This window comes from Nodosilinea sp. LEGE 06152 (genome assembly GCF_015207525.1).
In the GTDB taxonomy this organism is placed as follows: domain Bacteria; phylum Cyanobacteriota; class Cyanobacteriia; order Phormidesmidales; family Phormidesmidaceae; genus Nodosilinea.
Map to the genome: position 1 here is coordinate 24,262 of NZ_JADEWR010000013.1, position 18,384 is coordinate 42,645.

Annotated in this window: 17 protein-coding genes; 11 read left to right on the forward strand and 6 right to left on the reverse strand. The window is 58.6% G+C overall.

Features of this window, described 5'->3' with window-relative positions; all coding sequences use genetic code 11:
• Positions 1-128 precede the first annotated feature (128 nt).
• The 4 genes from IQ265_RS17830 (at position 129) to IQ265_RS17845 (ending at position 4,828) form a co-directional block, all read left to right on the forward strand.
• Positions 129-1,025: a type II CAAX endopeptidase family protein gene (locus IQ265_RS17830; protein ID WP_194056041.1), complete on the forward strand. Its 897-nt coding sequence runs from the start codon at positions 129-131 to the stop codon at positions 1,023-1,025.
• A gap of 693 nt (positions 1,026-1,718) precedes the next feature.
• The gene (locus tag IQ265_RS17835; RefSeq protein ID WP_194056043.1) at positions 1,719-3,191 is read left to right on the forward strand and encodes a 1-acyl-sn-glycerol-3-phosphate acyltransferase; all 1,473 of its coding nucleotides are present in this window, start codon (positions 1,719-1,721) and stop codon (positions 3,189-3,191) included.
• 141 nt (positions 3,192-3,332) lie between these two features.
• Positions 3,333-4,088 carry an SDR family NAD(P)-dependent oxidoreductase gene (locus IQ265_RS17840; RefSeq protein WP_194056045.1) on the forward strand — a complete coding sequence of 252 codons (756 nt, stop codon included), beginning with the start codon at positions 3,333-3,335 and terminating at the stop codon, positions 4,086-4,088.
• A 137-nt stretch (positions 4,089-4,225) separates the two neighbouring features.
• Positions 4,226-4,828, forward strand: a complete 603-nt coding sequence (locus IQ265_RS17845; RefSeq protein WP_194056047.1) for a DUF4126 domain-containing protein — start codon at positions 4,226-4,228, stop codon at positions 4,826-4,828.
• A gap of 95 nt (positions 4,829-4,923) precedes the next feature.
• On the opposite strand, the gene IQ265_RS17850 is transcribed toward IQ265_RS17845, so the two are convergent.
• Positions 4,924-6,519: an alpha-amylase family protein gene (locus IQ265_RS17850; RefSeq protein ID WP_194056049.1), complete on the reverse strand. Its 1,596-nt coding sequence runs from the start codon at positions 6,517-6,519 to the stop codon at positions 4,924-4,926.
• 318 nt (positions 6,520-6,837) lie between these two features.
• On the opposite strand from IQ265_RS17850, the gene IQ265_RS17855 reads away from it, so the two are divergent.
• From IQ265_RS17855 to IQ265_RS17865, 3 genes are all read left to right on the forward strand, one after another.
• Positions 6,838-8,991, forward strand: coding sequence for an MMPL family transporter (locus IQ265_RS17855; protein WP_194056051.1), 2,154 nt, complete (start codon positions 6,838-6,840; stop codon positions 8,989-8,991).
• A gap of 50 nt (positions 8,992-9,041) precedes the next feature.
• Positions 9,042-9,209: a hypothetical protein gene (locus IQ265_RS17860; protein ID WP_194056053.1), complete on the forward strand. Its 168-nt coding sequence runs from the start codon at positions 9,042-9,044 to the stop codon at positions 9,207-9,209.
• Positions 9,210-9,522: 313 nt separating this feature from the next.
• On the forward strand, positions 9,523-11,190 hold the full coding sequence (locus IQ265_RS17865) for a transglutaminase family protein (RefSeq protein WP_194056055.1): 1,668 nt from the start codon (positions 9,523-9,525) through the stop codon (positions 11,188-11,190).
• Between the two features lie 102 nt (positions 11,191-11,292).
• Here the strand turns inward: IQ265_RS17865 and IQ265_RS17870 are convergent, their stop codons facing one another.
• From IQ265_RS17870 to IQ265_RS17885, 4 genes are all read right to left on the reverse strand, one after another.
• A complete protein-coding gene (locus IQ265_RS17870; protein ID WP_194056057.1) occupies positions 11,293-12,126 on the reverse strand; it encodes a tetratricopeptide repeat protein in 834 nt (277 codons plus the stop codon).
• 199 nt (positions 12,127-12,325) lie between these two features.
• Positions 12,326-13,801, reverse strand: coding sequence for a glycogen synthase GlgA (gene glgA, locus IQ265_RS17875; RefSeq protein WP_194056059.1), 1,476 nt, complete (start codon positions 13,799-13,801; stop codon positions 12,326-12,328).
• A 366-nt stretch (positions 13,802-14,167) separates the two neighbouring features.
• Entirely contained in the window at positions 14,168-14,641 is a 474-nt protein-coding gene (locus IQ265_RS17880) for a hypothetical protein (RefSeq protein ID WP_194056062.1), read from the reverse strand.
• A 149-nt stretch (positions 14,642-14,790) separates the two neighbouring features.
• A complete protein-coding gene (locus IQ265_RS17885; RefSeq protein WP_194056064.1) occupies positions 14,791-15,009 on the reverse strand; it encodes a hypothetical protein in 219 nt (72 codons plus the stop codon).
• 66 nt (positions 15,010-15,075) lie between these two features.
• Between IQ265_RS17885 and IQ265_RS17890 the strand changes: the two genes are divergently transcribed.
• Both IQ265_RS17890 and IQ265_RS17895 read left to right on the forward strand, forming a co-directional pair.
• Positions 15,076-15,252 carry a hypothetical protein gene (locus tag IQ265_RS17890; RefSeq protein WP_190524118.1) on the forward strand — a complete coding sequence of 59 codons (177 nt, stop codon included), beginning with the start codon at positions 15,076-15,078 and terminating at the stop codon, positions 15,250-15,252.
• A gap of 226 nt (positions 15,253-15,478) precedes the next feature.
• Positions 15,479-16,051 (forward strand): hypothetical protein, encoded by a 573-nt coding sequence (locus tag IQ265_RS17895; protein WP_194056066.1) that lies wholly within the window; start codon positions 15,479-15,481, stop codon positions 16,049-16,051.
• A gap of 35 nt (positions 16,052-16,086) precedes the next feature.
• On the opposite strand, the gene sipA is transcribed toward IQ265_RS17895, so the two are convergent.
• A complete protein-coding gene (sipA, locus tag IQ265_RS17900) occupies positions 16,087-16,317 on the reverse strand; it encodes a regulatory protein SipA (RefSeq protein ID WP_194056068.1) in 231 nt (76 codons plus the stop codon).
• A 427-nt stretch (positions 16,318-16,744) separates the two neighbouring features.
• Here sipA and IQ265_RS17905 point away from each other — a divergent pair, with 427 nt between their 5' ends.
• Both IQ265_RS17905 and IQ265_RS17910 read left to right on the forward strand, forming a co-directional pair.
• A complete protein-coding gene (locus IQ265_RS17905; RefSeq protein ID WP_194056070.1) occupies positions 16,745-17,425 on the forward strand; it encodes an isochorismatase family cysteine hydrolase in 681 nt (226 codons plus the stop codon).
• 134 nt (positions 17,426-17,559) lie between these two features.
• Positions 17,560-18,240, forward strand: coding sequence for an isochorismatase family cysteine hydrolase (locus tag IQ265_RS17910; protein WP_194056356.1), 681 nt, complete (start codon positions 17,560-17,562; stop codon positions 18,238-18,240).
• Positions 18,241-18,384: the final 144 nt, after the last annotated feature.

Consider the following 18,384-nt stretch of genomic DNA (forward strand, 5'->3'; position numbering starts at 1 on the left):
CCTCAACCATTCATGATTGAATCGATCAAAACAGGGCGATTCCCCGTAGGGAACGCTGCGCGATCGCATTAATCAGTAGCATAGATTCTGGCGGCTCTTTTCAGCGATTTGCAGGCAGGCTTAGACCTATGGCAGGGTGTGAAAATCCGTTTTTGGCGCTCAAGGCCAGGCAGGTCGTCGTGATGTTTGTCATGATTTCTGCTGGTCTGGCCCTGGTGTTTAGCACCCTAGGGACGTTAGAGCTGCTGCCCCTGCGGGGGGACGACCCCATTTTGGCCCCCATTCTCTACAGCCTGATTTTTGTGGGCCTGTGTGGGGCGATTTTGTTAGCCACCAGGCGATTGCCCCTGCGGCTGGCGGCGCTGCTGGGGCCAGTGCCCAGACACCTGGCCTGGGTACAGCTGCTGTGGCTGGTAGTCGGCGTGTTTTTGTTTTCGCTGGGGGCGTTTCAGGTCTCGTACCTGGGGTTGTCGCTGGTGGCACCGGGGCTGGTCGAGACAACTCTGAGCCAGTCGCTGCTGTTATCTTCTGACCAGGCGACGGCTCCTGGTCTCTACAACGCGCTCATGCTGTTTTCGGTGGTGGTGGTGGCCCCAATTACCGAAGAATTTATCTTTCGCGGCGTGCTGCTGCACCGCTGGGGCGTCAAGTGGGGGGTACGCCCGGCCATTGTGCTGACCTCGGTGCTATTTGGGGTGCTGCACTCTAACTTGATTGGGCTGTTTGTCTTTGGGGTGGTGATGTCGCTGCTGTACCTGAGCACGCGATCGCTGTTGGTGCCGATGGCAGCCCACGCCATCAACAATGCGATCGCCTCAGGAGTAGACTTTTTGGCCACTCAGCCCACCGCCAATGCCATCGATACCCTGGCCGAATTTCAGGCCAGCTGGTGGCTGGGGGTGTTGTGTTTGCTGGTGTCGGCCCCCTGGGTGCTGCGCTATGTGGCCTACCACTGGCCCGAGCCCCAGGCTCCGCTACCCTACTTCAGCAACCAGGGCCTCAATCACGGCCGGGCACAGGTTTGAACCAGACGGCCATCCCTAGCCTGAGTAATCCCACCGAATCTAATTCAGCGAATGGGCGAGAAAGTTAGCCGGGTTCCGTAATTCCCTCGACGCCGTCAGGCCCTAAAGCGAAGAGAATAAATTTAATTCTGAAGAACGCAGCAGGTCAGTTCGGCGGCTCACTTGGGGGCATTTGAACCTGAGAGCTGGTCTGCTTGAAATGCGTCCTTACAGGTAAATGTGTCTGATCCCAGGGGGCTTTCAGGGGTCAGACACTTTTATTTTTAGGGTGGCTCATGGCTATGAATCACCCGGTTGTGTGGTCCCGCAGCAAGGTCCTTCTCCCCTGGGAGGAGGACTTTGTCGATCTGGGGCATACCAGTGCAGCGAAACGTTGGGCTGCTGCGATCGCAATCTTGTACTGAATCTGCCTTAGCTGCCCCCGGTTGGGGTGGGCAAACACCGTTTGCCCCTACGCAAGCCACCTGCTCTTTAAGTCAGGGTTACGCGGTTCGGATTAGCTCTAAATACTAGCGATTCCCTTCGACTCCGCTCGGGGAACGGCTATGGTTGTTTTGCTTGTTGCGGGTGCTGCGCTAGCGACATGGACGATTGGTATTTGGCAACGTTGATGGCACAGGGATTGTAGCCAGAATGAGTGACACGCCCTAAAGTGGGCTATGGAAAACCCCGCCCCCTGCCTGGAGTCTGCCGTTGCCTAAGCTGAACCGCGCCCAGCCGCCCCTGGGCTTTATCCCTCCCCGCTACAAACCTTGGGTGGTGCAGGGCTGCTATATTGTGCTGCCCCTGATGCTGCGACTGCGGCTGCGGCCCTGGCTGCCAGCGGGTATTTGGCCGGTGACCTGCCACAACCCCGAGGTATTGGCGGAGTGTTTTCGCCAGTTTCAAACGGGCAAAATTCGGCTGCTGCTGGCCTTTCGCCACAGTCAGGTCGACGACCCCATCTGCTTGTCATACCTGTTTTCGCGGCTGGTGCCTCGGGCCGCACGCCAAAAGGGCTTTCGCCTCAAGCGCCCGCTGCACAGTTTTTTTATGTATGACCGGGGTATGCCGCTGTGGGCCGGGCGGTGGCTGGGCTGGTTTTTTGCGGCGATCGGGGGCATTCCGGTGCACCGGGGCCGCAGGCTCGACCTCAAGGCGCTGAAGGCAGTGCGCGAGCAGATTATGACCGCCCCGCTGCCGGTCACCATTGCTCCCGAGGGCGCAACCAACGGCCACGGTGAAGTAATCAGCGATCTGGAGCCGGGTACGGCGCAGCTGGCCTTTTGGGCGGTCGAAGATCTGCAAAAAGCAGAACGGCCTGAGCAGGTGCTGTTGCTGCCGGTGGGTCTGCGCTATATCTACCCTCGCCCCGATTGGGCCGCCCTCAACCGGCTGCTGTCTCAGCTAGAGGCCGACTGCGGCCTGCCGGTACAGTCGTTCAGCGACCCAGCGGGGACGGCCGCCGAGGCCTACTATCCTCGCCTGCTGGGGCTGGGGCAGCACCTGCTAACCCGCCTGGAAGGGTTCTACCAAAGGTTCTATGGGTTAACGCCAACCGAATTTGAGGCCGTTAATTCAGACCCGTCCAACCCAGGCTCGTCCAACCTAGGCCCGTCCAACCCAGATCCGGTCGGTGAGCTGGGCCAGCGGTTAAGCCATCTTTTGAACGGGGCTTTGGCAGTGGGAGAACGGTTTTTTGCCCTCCCCAGCACCGGCACGCTGGTGACTCGCTGCCGTCGTCTAGAAGAAGCGGGGTGGAGCTATATCTATCGCGAAGACATTAACGATCTGGGTCAGCTTTCGCCCTTCGATCGCGGTCTGGCCGATTGGATCGCCGCCGCTGCGACCCTACAGATGCAGCACATGCGCCTGGCGGAGAGCTTTGTGGCGGTGTCGGGCCACTACGTGAAAGACAAGCCCAGCTTTGAGCGCTTTGCCGAAACCACCCTGATTCTCTTTGACCTAGTGGAGCGGGTGAAGGGGACACGGGTGCCCAAACGTCCCCAGTTGGGGACACGCCAGGCAGTAATTAGCCTGGGAGAGCCGATGAATATCAGCGATCGCTGGCCCGACTATGCCCAGTCGCGGCGATCGGCGAAGGCGGCGGTAGAAGGACTGACTAAGGATATTCAGGCCGCGCTGGAGGAGCTGATTGCAGTCGCCGAGGGAACGTTGACGCCGTGATTTGCCCTCAACCCGGAGTCCATCATTGGACTCAAATGGAGCTGCTGGGTCTTTGGAACCCGATCGCCGAGATGAACCGTGGTTGAAACCAATGCGCTGTAATCAGTCATTAGCTGGGGTGGACCTGCCTTGACCGCAACAATGATAGAAACGCGTCAGAATGCTCTGATCGTCGGGGCCAGCCAGGGCATTGGCCTCGGCTTTGTGCAGGAGCTGCTGGCCGACGATCGCTTTGAGACGGTGTACGGCACCTACCGCCGCCCGGAGACGGCCCAGGGGCTACTGGCGCTGGCGGAGCAATTTCCTCGGCTCACCTGCCTGCCGATGGATGTGACGGCGGAAGAAAGTATTTCGGGCGCGATCGCAGCCATTCAGGCCCGTACGCCCCGGTTGCACCGGGTGGTGTACTGCGTTGGGGTACTCCACGACGGCCATTTTCAGCCCGAGAAAAGCCTGCGGCAGATTACCAGCGAGAACCTGGTGCGATCGTTTCAGACCAATGCGGTGGGGGCAGCGCTCTTGGCCAAGCATCTGCTGCCCCTGCTTAAGCACGACCAGCCCAGCATTTATGCGGCGATTTCGGCCAAGGTAGGCAGTATCGGCGATAACCGTTTGGGGGGCTGGTACGGCTACCGGGCCTCGAAGGCGGCGCTGAATATGCTGATCAAAACGGCCTCGCTGGAGTACGCCCGCCGCAGCCCCAACACCACCCTGGCCCTGCTGCACCCCGGTACCACCGACACCCGCCTGTCGGAACCCTTTCAGCGGGGGGTGCCGCCCGAAAAACTCTTTTCGGTAGAGCGCACAGTGGCGCAGCTCATGACGGTTATGGACGGCCTGAGCCCAGCCGACAGCGGCGAATTTTTTAGCTGGGACGGCACGCGGTTGCCCTGGTAGGTCAATTTTGGATTCTGGACTTGTAGTGAGCTTGTCGAACTACTGGCGATTTTAGGGTTGTTGCTAGGCAGCCCTGGGGCCTATTCTTAGGCCAAGGATTGACTGGCCATTCACAAATCGTCGGTGAGGGAAGCGGGATGGATGTAAGCATGATGAACTGGCAACTGCTGGAGAGCATCGGCCTGGGCCTGGGCTTGGGGGTAGCCGCCGGGTTTCGGGTGGTGGTGCCTTTTTGGGTGCTGAGTGCCGCTGCTCTGTTTGGCCACGTTCAGCTAGCCAACAGTGTGACCTGGTTGGGCAGCACTTCTGCCTTTATTGGCCTTTCCATTGCTCTGGTGGTCGAAATTGCCGCCTACAGCGTGCCCTGGCTCGACAACGCGATCGATACTGTGGCGCTGCCCGTGGCGGCGGTAGCGGGCACGCTGCTGATGGCGATCGCGGCCAACCAGCTCGACCCCTTTGCCCAGTGGAGCGTGGCGATCGTGGCGGGGGGCGGTGCCGCCGCCACGGTGAAGGGGCTCAATGGCCTGACTCGCTTCGTCTCCACAGCGACTACGGGCGGAGCGACAAACTTGATTCTCGCTGGGGTAGAACTGGTGGGGGCTGTGGTGATTTCCATCCTGGCGCTGCTAGCCCCAGTGGTGATGTTTGTGGTGGTGTTAGCTTTCTTTATTTTGCTGGTGCGGTTTGCCATCAAGGCCTTTTACCGGGCCAAGAAACCCGCCCCAGACGCCGAGTAGGGCAACGTAGCATCAGCCCAGCGACTTCCAGGACGAGTCGACATCCTCAATGGGGCTACCTCTTGCGAGCCCGAGCCTTCGTCGCTTAAAGTCGCTTAAAACAGGCGGGTCAGCTTGGCCTCTACGTGAATGGCCAGAGCCGACATTGCTGGCAGCGTGGCGGTAAACTGCCCGGCTCGGTTGACTAAGATGACTTCGGCGTCGTTAGCGCAGACTTTGCCGTTGGCCGCTAAGCCGCCCTGCGCCACATTGCAGTAGCGACCTGGAGGCAGCTGGGTCTGAAACCGGTGGGTCAGCGGCTGGGCCTCGCGGTTGATGGCTACAAAGCCCCGGTTGCCTCGGCCAAAGGCGATCTGGTTGGCGTTGTTACTCCACCAGTCTGTGACTTCGGCCACTGGCTCGACGGCGTTGCGAAAGCCCACCATGCCGGCAATAGCGGGCCAGCGATGCTCACAGACCCATGCTTCAAAGCAATTCGACGCCTCGCCCTGGTACACCGGCTGGGTGATGCCGTTGGCGTAGGTTGGTGGCCCCTGTTCTGAGTTGTCAAAGGCAAAGCTCGACATCACCTGAGGTTTACCGTAGGGAAAGGCCAGCATAAACACGTTAGCCAGGGCGTAGAGATCGCCGTTTTTGTAGGTGAGGTAGTCACCACCGCCGCCGTGGCCCCGCTGCTTGTCGTGGTTGTCGGTAAAAACCACTGCTTGGGCCGAGGGAGCCAGGCCCCAGCCTTCTCCCAGGGTTTGCAGATTGGCCAGAGTTTGACCCTCCAGCCCCAAAAAAGCCAGGCCCACAAAACGGCCATACTTAAAGTCAAGCACGTTGCCGCTGTCGTAGTAATCCTGCTTGCGAATCGCCTCGGTGCCGGGGTCGATCACTTCCTGATAGATATAAAGATTGACTTCGGGGTGGCGATCGCGCAGCTGCGCCAAAATTTCCCCTAGCTCTTCGTTGCGAATGTGCTTGGCCGCATCAATGCGAAAGCCCGCCACCCCCATCTCCACCAGCTCGCTCATGTAGTCGACCAGAGTGGCCTGCACCTTAGCCGACCCGGTATTGAGGTCGGCCAGGCCGACCAGTTCGCACTGGGTAACATTTTCGGCATTGTCATAGTCGGTGACCTGTTGGTGACAATCGTTGAAGTCTTCAGGTTTGTAAAGGCCGGGATAGTCATACTTGGTAAACCGACTGCCAGCGCTGCCCACGCCGCTGTCAAACCCAGCCATGTGGTTGATCACAGCGTCGGCGTAGACGGCGACCCCCGCGTCACGACAGCGGTGAATCATGTCCTGTAGCGCGGCGCGGCTGCCGCTGCGGCTTTCGAGCCGATAGCTAACGGGCTGGTATCGCTGCCACCAGGGATAGCCATAGTCGGGCAGCACAATGTGCTCCTGGGGCGGCGAAATTTGGACGGCTCGATAGCCGTTGGGGCCGAGGTAGGTTTCACACTCGGTGGCAATGTCGGCCCAGGTCCACTCAAACAGGTGCACTAGGGTAGTCGGGGCTGGGGTAGTCGGGGCTGGGGCTCCTGGGGCGGCGACCTCCGAAATAACGATGCCTGAGGCGCTGGCAGGGGCCTGAACACTCAACGGACTGACAGACGGGGCGGGGAACAACGCCAGCGGATTTAGCAAAACTGCCAAACCCACAACCCCGCTGGCAGAAAGGGCACCCAGGACGATTTTCCACATAGATTTTTCAGCTAAAACCGGATAAAACCAACATTTTTGGCCAAAACACTGGCCTCAGTCACCGCTATCATGCACCTCTAGCCCGTAGAAATAACCATGCTATAGGGGTTTACCAACTCACCCCGGCAGATTTCGCAGAGATCCTGACGTTGGTGACATCCAGCCCCTGGGTTTGTGCGTATCAATAGCAGCCATTATGGGGCCAGCAAGGGGCCGGGAGAGGGGTTAGTGTGCCAGCAGCTACTTAGCGGAACATCAAACAAAACATCTATATTTGCTGCCCTTGGGCGATTGGCCTACCGTTACAGGGGGCTGGTTTTGGCCCTATGGGTGGTGCTGCTAGGGCTGGGTGGGCTGTTTGCCCCTCGTCTAGAAAGCGTGCTGCACGGCACGGGCACAACCTACGAAAGGGGGGAGGCGGCCCAAACCGATCGCCTGTTAGCAGACCGCCTAGGCCTCGATGCCGACGCGCTGACGGTGGTGTTTGAGTACGCAGACGGCGATCGCGCCTCTGGGTCAGTCGCTGACCAGCGCCCTGATATCCAACCCCTGCTGAGCCAGCTAGCGGTGCTGCCTGCGGTCGAGTCGGTGAGTCAGCCTGCGGCGCTGCCGGGAGAGGCTGGCGATGTCGATTACCGCTCCATTAGCCTGCGGGTTGCAGAGGGCGATACCAACACCGCCATTGCCACCCTGCTCACCCTGCTGCAGGAGGAAACCCCCGCTGGGGTAACCAGCTACCTCACCGGCAAAGCCGTGGTGGACTACGAAGCGCAGGAGATTAGCAAAAGAGACCTGGTGCGGGCCGAGGCGCTGTCGCTGCCGCTGACCCTGATTGCCCTGGTGTTTATTTTTGGCTCGGTGGTGGCAGCCCTGCTGCCGGTGGTAATGGCGGTGGCCACCGTCACCGTGACCAGCGGGCTAATCTACGCGATCGCCCAGTTTTCAGAGGTCTCTATTTTTGCCGTTACCCTGACCACCATGCTGGGCCTGGGGGTAGGCATCGACTTTACTCTGGTGATGGTGAGCCGCTTTCGAGAAGAGCTGGTCCACCGTCCGGTTCCGGAGGCGGTCACAGAAACCATGGCCACCGCCGGGGAAGCGGTGTTTTATTCAGGCCTGACGACCTGCATTGGGCTGCTGAGTTTGCTGCTGTTTCCGGTAGTGCTGCTGCGATCGCTGGGGGTGGCCGGGTCGCTGGTCGTGCTGATGTCGGTGCTGGCGGCGCTCACCCTGGTGCCTGCGCTGCTGGGAGTCTTGGGCCACCAGATCAACCGCTGGCGAGTGTTTACCCCTCGCGAGGGAGTGGGCTTCTGGGGACCGTTTTCGCGCCGGGTTATCCGCTACCGGGTGGTGGCGATCGCGGCGGTGGTGGCCATCATTTTGGTGCTAATGTCACCCTTCTGGCAGGCCCAGTGGGGTTTGGGTGATGTCAACGCGCTGCCGGCCTCGGCCCAGGCTCGCCAGGGGGTAGAAGTCTTAGAAGAAGCCATCAGTGCCGGGCGCACGGCCCCTATTCTAGTGGCGGTTACCACCGAAACTGGCGATCGCGTACTGGCCCCCGACTCGGTAGAGACTCTCTACACCTGGGTCGAATCGCTGACGACCGACGCCCGCATTGCCAGCGTGCAAAGCCTGTTTAACCTCGACCCAACCTTTGATCTGACGACCTACCAGCAGCTGTACCGAACCCCCAGTCGCATTCCTCCGGAGTCGGTAGCAGCAGCGGTAGCGCGCCTGAGTGCCGACGACACCACGCTAATTTCAATCAGCAGCCGGGCCGACAGCAACAGCCCCCAGTCGCGGCAGCTGGTGCGAGAGCTACGGCAAAAATCGCTGCCTGGCCTCACCCTGAGCGTGGGAGGCACTACCGCCAAGAGCCTCGATACCATTGACGTTATTGGGCAGCGGGCACCGCTCGCGATCGCAGCTATCTTCCTGGTAACGTTTGTCTCCCTGACCCAGCTATTTAACTCCGTGGTGATGCCGCTGAAGGCCATTTTCCTCAACGTCATGTCGATTGGGGCTTCGTTTGGGGCGCTGGTGTTTATCTTTCAGCAGGGCCACTTTCAGAACCTGCTCAACTTTACCCCCGTGGGCTACCTCGACATTTTGCTGCCCATCGTGCTGTTTTGCGTGCTGTTTGGCCTCTCAATGGACTACGAGGTGTTTTTGCTGGCCCGCATCAAAGAGGCCTACGATCGCACCGGCAACAACACCGATGCCATTGTCGAAGGGCTGGAGTGCACCGGGCGCATCATTACCAGTTCGGCCCTGCTCACCATTATTGTCACGGCCTCCTTTGCCTTTACCAGCATTATTTTTGTGAAAGCTTTGGGGCTGGGCATCGCGATCTCAGTCCTGATCGACTCGACTCTAATCCGCGCCGTGCTGGTGCCCGCCAGCATGCGCCTGATGGGCCGCTGGAACTGGTGGTGTCCAGCCCTAAGGAAGCGGCAATCTTTCTCTGGCTGAGCTAGATTTTAGATAGTTCTCTGATCGCTCTCCTCACTCGTGTAGCCCCTATGTTTTTACCCTTTTGTGCCCCCCCTTCCGCCGCATCTCGCCGCGAGTACCAGCGCCACAAGCTGGAGATGATGAAGTCCTGGCGCGATGCTTTAGAAACCCGCCTGGCCGCCCTCAATGCCGCCATCAGCACCGTTGAGCAGCAGCTCAGCCAGGACGCGGAGTAGGAGAAGATGAGGTAGATGAGGCGATTGGGAAGGTGAGGGGTGGGGTGGGTGATAAGGATCAGGTGACGGTGAGTTCACAAAATCCAAAATCCAAAACTTCTCATCCCCACCCTCTGAGAAACCGCTCCATCTCCTCGTCCTCATCCTTTCACCCCTCCCCTGTCCACCCCCTCATCCAAATTCCACGGGTTTTTAATGCCGGGCTAGGCAAACTACACTTTTTATCGCCTCGTTCCCCTAGGATATGACCTTAGCGGTGGGGTATTGCTTACCCCTCTGCCTGCTGTCTTTCTTCTGGGTTGCCCCACTGGTTATGCCTGAATCTCTTTCGTCCACATCTCCGGCCCTCTCCCCGGCGAGAGCCGTCCCGCTGATTCAGCCGATTGGGGTGAAGGCTATTTATGGCCTGGCGCTTCAGGGCGACCTGCTGCTGGCAGTAGATCCGTTTCGGGGCTACCTGTTGCGCCTCGACCCCAAAACCGACCAGATCGAGATTCTCAATGCTTCTGATGCTGAGGCGTTTTACGGTGTCACGGGCGTTGCCTGCTGGCAAGACCAGCTGTGGTTTTGCCGCGACCACACGGTGTATACCACCGCCCTTGACCACATTCAGCCTGCCCCGGTGCTCACTCTGCCCTACCCCGTCGATGGTGTTGCCGTATGGGAGAACACCCTCTACGTCAGCTGTAAAAAGGGGGGCTGCATCTTCGTCTGCGATCGCAACTCAGGGCAGCGCATTACCCAGTTTCTAGCCCCCGGCATTGGCATTGAGAATATCTCGGTCTGGGGCGACTACCTGTGGGTCAGCGACCAGATCGAGCAAACCGTGTACTGCCTCGATCGCGCCACCGGAGAGCTGGTGGTCAAAATGCTCACTCCCTTTGCCACCCCCACCGGGCTGGCGGTGCCGCCCCACACCACCCCCGAGAGCGGCACCCTCTGGGTGGCCTACACCAACGAAGAGCCCTACGTGCGCGAAGACCCCAACGGGGCCGAGCCCTACGTGCTGACCTTTCGCGATCGCACCCTGATTCACCCCCTCACCTACCACTGGGACAAAGCGGCCAACTGCTGTCGCAGCAATGGCTACCTAGTCGAGATGACCTACGTCGAAGAAATCGACACCCTAGAAGACGCTACCCCACTCGAGAATGTGGAGTGGCGAATTGCCTTTCCCACCAGCACCGATCGCCAGCGGGTGAAATCGGTCGAGCCGGTGGGGCTACCCTTCACCGAGCTACAGCAAAACGGCGAACGACTGGCCAGCTTCAGGTTCGATCGCCTCGACCCCAACCAGCGCCACCTGTTTGGCTGGAAGGCGCTCGTCGAGGTCTACGGCATTAAGTACCAGCTCACCCCGCGCCAGGTAGAATCGGCCCCACCCCTACCCCCCGAGTATGGCCCCCGTTACTTGATTGACGACGACGAGCTAGCCATGGATACCCCCATGATTCAGGCGGCGGCCCGCGAGAGCGTGGGCAGCGAAACCAACCTGCTGCGCCAGGTGCTCAGCATTCGCAACTACGTCTACGACAAGCTTTCCTACGCCGTTACCCCGGCCATCGACCCTCCCGATGTGGTGCTAATGCGGGGGCGCGGCTCCTGTGGCGAATACGTGGGCCTGCTGCTGGCCCTGATGCGCCTCAACGGCATTGCCTGCCGCACGGTGGGTCGCTATAAATGCCCAGCCCACGCCGACCAGCCCGGTCTTTACCTAGAGCCCGACTTCAACCACGTCTGGATTGAGTTCTACATTCCTGGCTTTGGCTGGGTGCCCATGGAGTCTAACCCCGACGATGTGCAGGAGGGTGGCCCCTACCCCACCCGCTTTTTTATGGGCCTGCCGTGGTGGCATGTGGAAATGGGCAAAGATATTTCCTTTGAAAAGCTGCTCTTCCCCCAGGGCAGCCCCGCAGTCCGTCTGGGCGACCTGGCCGTCAACCACATGCGGTTCAGAATTTTGGGAGAACTGGCTCCCTAAACAGTCATACTAAATCCTGCTCGGTTATCCCCGGTTTAGCAGGGCAAATGCCATTTGCCCCTACCCAAGTTCATGCCTCAATTTAGCAACCCCGAGTTTGCCTCACTCAATCAAGCGCTGAAACTGGGGGTGGTCGCGAACGCTGTCAAAGTGGGCGTCGATTTGCACCATCACTTTATACACGTAAGGGCTAAGCACAAAGGTGCGGTAGAGGTTCTTGAGGGTGTTTTCTAGGTTGCCCACCATGGCGTAGGCGCGGGCTTTGCCATACCAGGCGTTGGGGTTGTTGGCGTGGTGGCTGAGGGAGGTTTCAAAGCTGGCGATCGCGTCGCTATAGCGCCCCATTTGAATCAGCACGGTGCCCCGCTGGTTCCAGATGTAGTGGGCATTGGGTCGGTGGTCGAGGGCCAGTTGCAGCACCCGCAAAGCATCGTCGTAGCGGTGTAGACCGCACAGGGCAACGCCCTGGTTGTAGCGAGCGCGGTGGTCTTGAGGGCTGAGCCTGAGGCTGTGCTCAAAACTGTTGACGGCGTCGCGATAGCGGTGCAGCTGGTTTTGAGCCGTACCCAAGTTGTACCAGGCCTTGTTGTCGCCAGGGCTGAGCTGAACCGCCCGCTCCAGATGGGTGGCGGCCTCTTCAAAGTGGCTGAGCTTAGCCAGGGCGTGGCCCTTGCCGTGCCAGGCTAAACCGTAGTCAGGGCAGCGGGCAATGGCTTGGTTGAAGCTATCAATAGAGGCCTCAAACTGTTTGAGGGCGGCCAGACAAAACCCATGCAGCGTCCAAACCTCGTAGTCGTCTTGGTTGAGGGTGAGCGCCGCCTCAAACCGCGACAGCGCCTCGTTGTTGCGACCAATGGCGTAAAGGGCATCTCCCTGACCACGAAGTAGCTTGGCGCGAGTGAGGTTAGATAGGGCGACGTCAGAGCTAGCAGACATAGGGTCAATCAGCGGCGGTGAGAGCGTAGGCTGGTCGGCTTTTAACCCAGCGTGCCCATTTCGCGAACGGCGATCGCCAATTTGCGAGCGCTTCTAACCTGGGCGCTTCTGGCTTCCCTAGGGGCGCAAACCACAGCTCTGCACCCCTAAAGCCTTTAGGGCAAAGGTCGGCTCCGCCAGCCAATACTAGTAGCGTATGCTACTTATGCCGTATGTACTCATACAAATCGATGTAGGCCTGCCCAGGATGGTTCCAGGAAAAGTCGTACTGCATCCCCTGTTGAGCCAGCTGCTTAAAGGTATCGGGGGCGTGATCCCAAACGTCAAAGGCGCGGTTCATGGCCGACTCTAGGGCCACATTATCGCTCTGGAAGAAGACAAAGCCATTGCGCCCCTCAGGCTCGTGCAGGGTGTCATAATCCCAGTCAAACACGGTGTTAACCAGGCCGCCCACGCCGCGCACAATCGGCACCGTGCCGTACTTAAGACCAATCATCTGAGTCAGACCACAGGGCTCGAAGTTGCTCGGCACCACAATCATGTCGGCCCCAGCATAGATCAAGTGGGCCAGCTCTTCGTTAAAGCTCAGCTCCAGGTGCACGTCGGGGTTGTCGTTGAGGAAGTTCTTTTCGTGCCAGAACCAGTCGTTAATGCCCTTTTCGGTAGCCGAGCCCAGCAGCACAAACTGCGCCCCCCGCGCCAGAGCGTGGTAGATGGCGTGGTGAACCAGGTGCACCCCTTTTTGGTCATCGAGGCGACCAATGAAGGCAACCAGGGGCCGATCGCTCTGACGCAGCAGCAGGCGATCGCGCAGTTCTTTCTTATTCAGCGCCTTATCTTCAAATGTGGTGAGGCCGTAGTGGTGCGGAATGTAGCGATCGCGCTCTGGGTTCCACACCTCGTAGTCAATGCCGTTGAGAATGCCTGAAAACTTGTGCTCGTTGACGTGCAGCGTGTGGCCCAAACCAAAGCTCTCATTGCCGTACTGGGCCTCAATGGCGTGGTACGGCGACACCGTATTGACGTGGTTAGCGTAGGTAATACCCCCCTTCATGAAATTGATCGAAAAGGGGTTAAAGTTGTCGCGCAGGCGATCGTACTGGAAATAGTACTCAGGCCGATTAAGGCCCGTAGCCTGCAGGATTTCGGTACCGCCAAAGCCCTGGTGCTTAAAGTTGTGAATGGTGTACAGCGTGCGCTGAAACTCCATACCGTTGTACTTGTAGATCTCAAACAGCATGGCCGGAATTAGCCCCGTCTGCCAGTCGTGGCAGTGAATTACATCGGGGCGCTTATTGCTGCGCAGCAAAAACTCCATCGCCGCCTTGCTAAAAAAGGCAAACCGCATCGGGTCGTCATCGCAGCCGTAGTAACAGCCCCGGTTAAAAAACATCTCCCACGACTTGGGCTCAATAAAAAAGCACAACTGCCCATGTACCCACCCGCAGAGCACATCGCAGCGAATATCAGTGCCAAACCAAGGCACTACCAGATCGCAGTAGGCATCGTGCAGACCCCAAATGTGGTCATAGCGCATGCAGTCATATTTAGGAAGGATGACCTCGACACAGTGGCCCCGGTTTTCTAACTCACGGCTGAGGCCGTAGACTACATCGCCCAGCCCTCCAGCCTTAATGACAGGAGCACATTCCGAGGCAATCTGCACGATATACATGGTGTCTCCCCGCTATCCCGTTATAAAAGTTCATTTTAATGCCCCTATTCAATCAGGATGTTGGGGCAGAGGCAAGGGGCGGAGGGGGGAGATGGGGGAGGGAGGTGGGTAGGCGGGTGAATGGGTGGGCGGGTGGATGGGTGGGCGGGTGGATGGGTAGGCGGGTGGGCAAGTAGGCGAGTAGGCGGGTGAATGGGTAGGCGGGTAGATGGGTAGGCGGGTGGGCGATATTAGTAGTCTTCTGCATCCTTAGATTGCAAGTTGGCAAAGCCGGTTCAAAAAATATGCAGAGATAGCTTCACTCACGCACCCACGTACCTACGCTCCCACACGCCTACTCGCCTACGCTCCCACACTCCCACGCTCCTACTCACTCCTCTCCCGCTCTGCCTTCAGTTGCTCCAGGGCTTGCCAGCGGGTTTCGAGTTCTTCGCGCTCCTGCTTGAGACTGCGCTCTAGTTCTTGAATCTCGTCGCGGCGGGCGGCGGTTTCGAGGGCGCGGCGATCGACCTCTTGGCTTTTGAGGGTAAGCGATTGCCGCCAGCGTTCGGCGCGCTCAATCTCCTGTTCTAGGGCTTCGGGGGTAACGCCGTAGGCCAGGTAGTGTTCGACCAGGTCTAGCACCCAGGAGGTAGCATCTTGCACAGACACAATCTGGTTGAGGTTGTCGAGTTCGATTAGCACCAGATTGCCCTCCTGAAAGGCCAGCAGGCGCGTGGTTTCGACGATGCGCTCTACCGACAGTAGTGTCCAGGTGGATTCAGAGGTCTGTTCGGCCAGCAGTAAAAGTTCTGCACCGCCCAGGAACGCCTTTTTTTGAACCTTGGCCAGGTATTGCATTAGCTGTCGAAATCCATACCCCTATGGCACGAGTATAGCTGGTGAACTCTAGATTTCAGAGTGCCCCCCCACTTGGGCCAGCAGGATACAGCGCTGGCCAGCTCACGCAGGATACAACCGATCGCGCGATCGCGCGAGATTGGAGGTGGCTAGCTGCTCTTCACCCCTTTAACATTTTTTTGTTCCGGCGTCTTGACGGGTGTGGCGGTTGCTGTACCGGGCCGCTGGCTACTGACCGTAAAACTACGGATTTGAGGCGCTTGCGGCGGTGCATTTTTTGTAAACAAATAGGTTATCCCGCCGATGCGACCACCCTTGTCGCTCATTAAAATCGAGTTACTATACAAAGCGTTATAGTTTTCAGGCATGTGATTCAGACGACGTTCTGCACGCCCTGGAAATAGCCACGGTTCGACCTATCAGAGTGCGTCACTATGTCAAACCTTGAGCAGACTATCGAAAGAATGTTTGCGGCCCGCCGCCTAACTCGCAATGACCAGCAGCAGTTAATGGCCATGTTTTCCCAACGAGATCTGAGCCCCAACGATGCGGCCCTGATCAACCGAGTGTATGAGGCGCTAAGCCAGGGAAGACTGCGGGTGGTTGATTAACCGCACTGATTCTAGGGCTATCAGCAATTAATTGATAACAGCCCTAGACCCTATTGGATAGCGGCGCTGGCTTTGCTATTGATCTGAACTTGTTTTCCCTCAGCGAGGAGAGTGCCTCAGGAGCGCTGCTTTTGCAGGTGAGGGTGTAGGAGCCGCAGCGGCCCAAGTCAGGTTGGGCAGGGCCAATTCGAGTTAAGATCTCCACGACGTTAACTATTGTAGGGTCATGGCAGACACTCCAAATACCTCCCCTGAGAAGCCGAAGAAGAAAATAATCACTGTGGGAGAAAAGAGCGGCGGTGAGCGCAGCACCGGAGAGCGCCGTGATGGCAACCGTGATGGCAACAAGGGCCGACGCGGAGGCCGGGGCCGCGATCGCGATGAGCGCGATCGTAAACCCGCGATTCCCCCCGCCCTGATGCGAGGCCCTAAGCCCAAGCCCAAGGCTGAAGAAGTGCCTGAGGAACCCGTGGTTGAAGAAGCCGTAGCTGAAGAAGCGGTGGCCGAAGAGGCCGTAGCTGCAGAAGCGGTGACTGGGGAACCCGTAGCTGCAGAAGTTGTAGCTGAAGAGTCCGTGCCTGAAGAACCTGTAGCCAAACAGTCTGTCGCTGGGGAAGCTGTGGCTGAAGAGGCTGTCGTTGAAGAGCCCGTGGCTGGGGAAGCTGTGGCTGAAGAGGCCGTAGCTGAAGAAGCCGCCCCCGAAGGAGGTGAGGCTTCAGCCGAGGCACCCGCTACCGAACCTGTGGCTGAAGCCACCCCTGAAGCGGCTGACTCCGATACCGAAACCGCTTCAGCTTAATTACCCTCACTAGATTGCTTAGAAGCCCCGGTAGCCTAGTCTGCTGGGGCTTCTACTGATTCTAAATACTGGCTATCGACCAAAAACGCCCCTTTGTCGAACTTGATACCCCAGTAGCCACCGGGACGGCGGCTTTGAATAATCCCCTCGGCCCCTACGGGTAGGGTATCGGCGGGACGCAGCATGGGCATGGGGTCGGCGGTTTTGAAGTAGGGCGGCAGAGCTGTCAGGCGGACGCGATCGCCGACGGTGAATTCAGTTGTCATGGCAACCTCTGAAATAGGGCAGGACTCAATGATCAAAGCTCAGGCTGGGCCGCGATCAGGCTACATCCTCAGATACCTGACGGTTGAGCTAAAACACGCTCAGAGGAAGGTTGCGGAGCCTGGACTGTAGTCTAGTGTGCAATAACTATTGTTTAACGGGTCACCTCACATTCTGACCCTGCTGATTGTAGTCATCGCCTGTTCGCCCAGGCGTACCTTGGTGGGTACCCCGAAACTCCCGGACAGGCTCATGAGTAACCGTTTGCCACTGTCCTTTGGAGCACTTCATGACGATGGGTTGAGCGATAGGTTAGGTGAAATACAGTGGAAGCTAATCGAGCTGCCGCTGTTGAGAATCGCTAACGCTGCACCCGATTGACTGATAGAGCACGCTAATGCCCATTAGCAACCTAAATGGAGGGCACCTATGGGAATTTTTGTTGAAGCCGAGCCGTATGCCTACCCCTACAACGGGGACCTGCAACCCGAGAATACGGCACTGATCGTGATCGACATGCAAACCGACTTCTGCGGTATCGGTGGCTATGTCGATAAGATGGGCTACGATCTATCGCTTACCCGCGCCCCAATTGAACCCATTGCCAAGCTGCTGGGGGTAATGCGCGATCGCGACTTCACCATTATCCACACCCGCGAGGGCCATCGCCCCGATCTGGCCGACCTACCGGAGAATAAACAGTGGCGATCGCGCCAGATCGGCGCGGGCATTGGCGACCCTGGCCCCTGCGGTCGCATTCTGGTGCGGGGCGAGCCCGGCTGGGAGATCATCCCCGAGCTGCAACCCCTACCCGGTGAGGTGGTGATCGACAAGCCCGGCAAGGGCTCGTTCTATGCCACCGACTTAGATTTAATCCTCACCCGCAAAGGCATTCGCAACATTATTCTGGCGGGCATTACCACCGATGTCTGCGTCCACACCACCATGCGCGACGCCAACGATCGCGGCTACGAGTGCCTGCTGCTTTCAGACTGCACGGGTGCCACCGATTATGGCAACCACCTGGCCGCGCTGAAAATGGTCAAAATGCAGGGCGGCGTGTTTGGCGCGGTGGCCCACTCCGAAGCGCTGATCGAGGCGCTGGTCTAGGCAGCGATATGTGATCTGAGCTGAACCTTAGATAAATGGTGGGCAATGCCCACCCTACGGCAGCCGTAGGGGCTTAGCAGTGCTAAGCCCCTACCCGTTCACCCCCTACCCATCCACCYRYCWYKYMYACRCCCATCCCCGCTCAACCCTACCCCTACCCTCTCCCCAACACTGGACTGGCGCTGATCATCATCGACATGCAGCGCGATTTCATAGAACCCGGCGGCTTTGGCCATGCTTTGGGCAACGATGTCAGCCTGCTGCGATCGATCATTCCCAGGGTCAAGGCGCTGCAGGAGGCCTTTCGGCGCTACGGACTGCCGATTTTTCAGACGGTAGAGGGGCATTTGCCCGATCTGTCGGACTGCCCGCCGTCGAAGCGCGATCGCGGCAATGGCTCACTTAAAATCGGCGATCGCGGTCCCATGGGGCGCATACTGGTGCTGGGCGAACCGGGCAACGCCATCATTCCCGAACTTGCGCCCTTGCCCAACGAAGTGATCATCCCCAAACCGGGCAAGGGAGCCTTTTACGCCACCGATTTAGATGCTCACCTCAAAGCCCAGGGCATTACCCACCTGATTATCACGGGCGTCACTACCGAGGTCTGTGTACAGACCACCATGCGCGAAGCCAACGATCGCGGCTACGAGTGCCTGCTGGTCGAAGATGCCACCGAAAGCTACTTTCCCGCCTTTAAGCAAGCCACTCTAGGGATGGTGCGCGCACAAGACGGCATTATCGGCTGGACAGGATTTACCGAGCCGCTGCTGAGCGCGCTGGCGCTTCAATACAAGGCTCCTGTAATGACTTAGAGTGAGCTAAACCTCAGCCTAGGGGTAAGTTATTTCTTCTTAGTCTCCTTTAGAAAGAAGGGGCGAAGCGATAAGGAGGGTGAGATGATGAGAGCAGCTGCACTTTGTCACTCCCTCTAATCGGGGGTCTTTAGGTTATTTCTT

What these genes read in the sequence shown, in the direction of transcription:
- IQ265_RS17845 (WP_194056047.1), top strand. Translation starts at nt 4,226, where the DNA reads ATGGATGTAAGCATGATGAACTGGCAACTGCTGGAGAGCATCGGCCTG.
- sipA (WP_194056068.1), bottom strand. Translation starts at nt 16,317, where the DNA reads ATGACAACTGAATTCACCGTCGGCGATCGCGTCCGCCTGACAGCTCTG.
- IQ265_RS17895 (WP_194056066.1), top strand. Translation starts at nt 15,479, where the DNA reads ATGGCAGACACTCCAAATACCTCCCCTGAGAAGCCGAAGAAGAAAATA.
- IQ265_RS17905 (WP_194056070.1), top strand. Translation starts at nt 16,745, where the DNA reads ATGGGAATTTTTGTTGAAGCCGAGCCGTATGCCTACCCCTACAACGGG.
- IQ265_RS17865 (WP_194056055.1), top strand. Translation starts at nt 9,523, where the DNA reads ATGCCTGAATCTCTTTCGTCCACATCTCCGGCCCTCTCCCCGGCGAGA.
- glgA (WP_194056059.1), bottom strand. Translation starts at nt 13,801, where the DNA reads ATGTATATCGTGCAGATTGCCTCGGAATGTGCTCCTGTCATTAAGGCT.
- IQ265_RS17860 (WP_194056053.1), top strand. Translation starts at nt 9,042, where the DNA reads ATGTTTTTACCCTTTTGTGCCCCCCCTTCCGCCGCATCTCGCCGCGAG.
- IQ265_RS17850 (WP_194056049.1), bottom strand. Translation starts at nt 6,519, where the DNA reads ATGTGGAAAATCGTCCTGGGTGCCCTTTCTGCCAGCGGGGTTGTGGGT.
- IQ265_RS17880 (WP_194056062.1), bottom strand. Translation starts at nt 14,641, where the DNA reads ATGCAATACCTGGCCAAGGTTCAAAAAAAGGCGTTCCTGGGCGGTGCA.
- IQ265_RS17890 (WP_190524118.1), top strand. Translation starts at nt 15,076, where the DNA reads ATGTCAAACCTTGAGCAGACTATCGAAAGAATGTTTGCGGCCCGCCGC.
- IQ265_RS17830 (WP_194056041.1), top strand. Translation starts at nt 129, where the DNA reads ATGGCAGGGTGTGAAAATCCGTTTTTGGCGCTCAAGGCCAGGCAGGTC.
- IQ265_RS17840 (WP_194056045.1), top strand. Translation starts at nt 3,333, where the DNA reads ATGATAGAAACGCGTCAGAATGCTCTGATCGTCGGGGCCAGCCAGGGC.
- IQ265_RS17870 (WP_194056057.1), bottom strand. Translation starts at nt 12,126, where the DNA reads ATGTCTGCTAGCTCTGACGTCGCCCTATCTAACCTCACTCGCGCCAAG.
- IQ265_RS17885 (WP_194056064.1), bottom strand. Translation starts at nt 15,009, where the DNA reads ATGCCTGAAAACTATAACGCTTTGTATAGTAACTCGATTTTAATGAGC.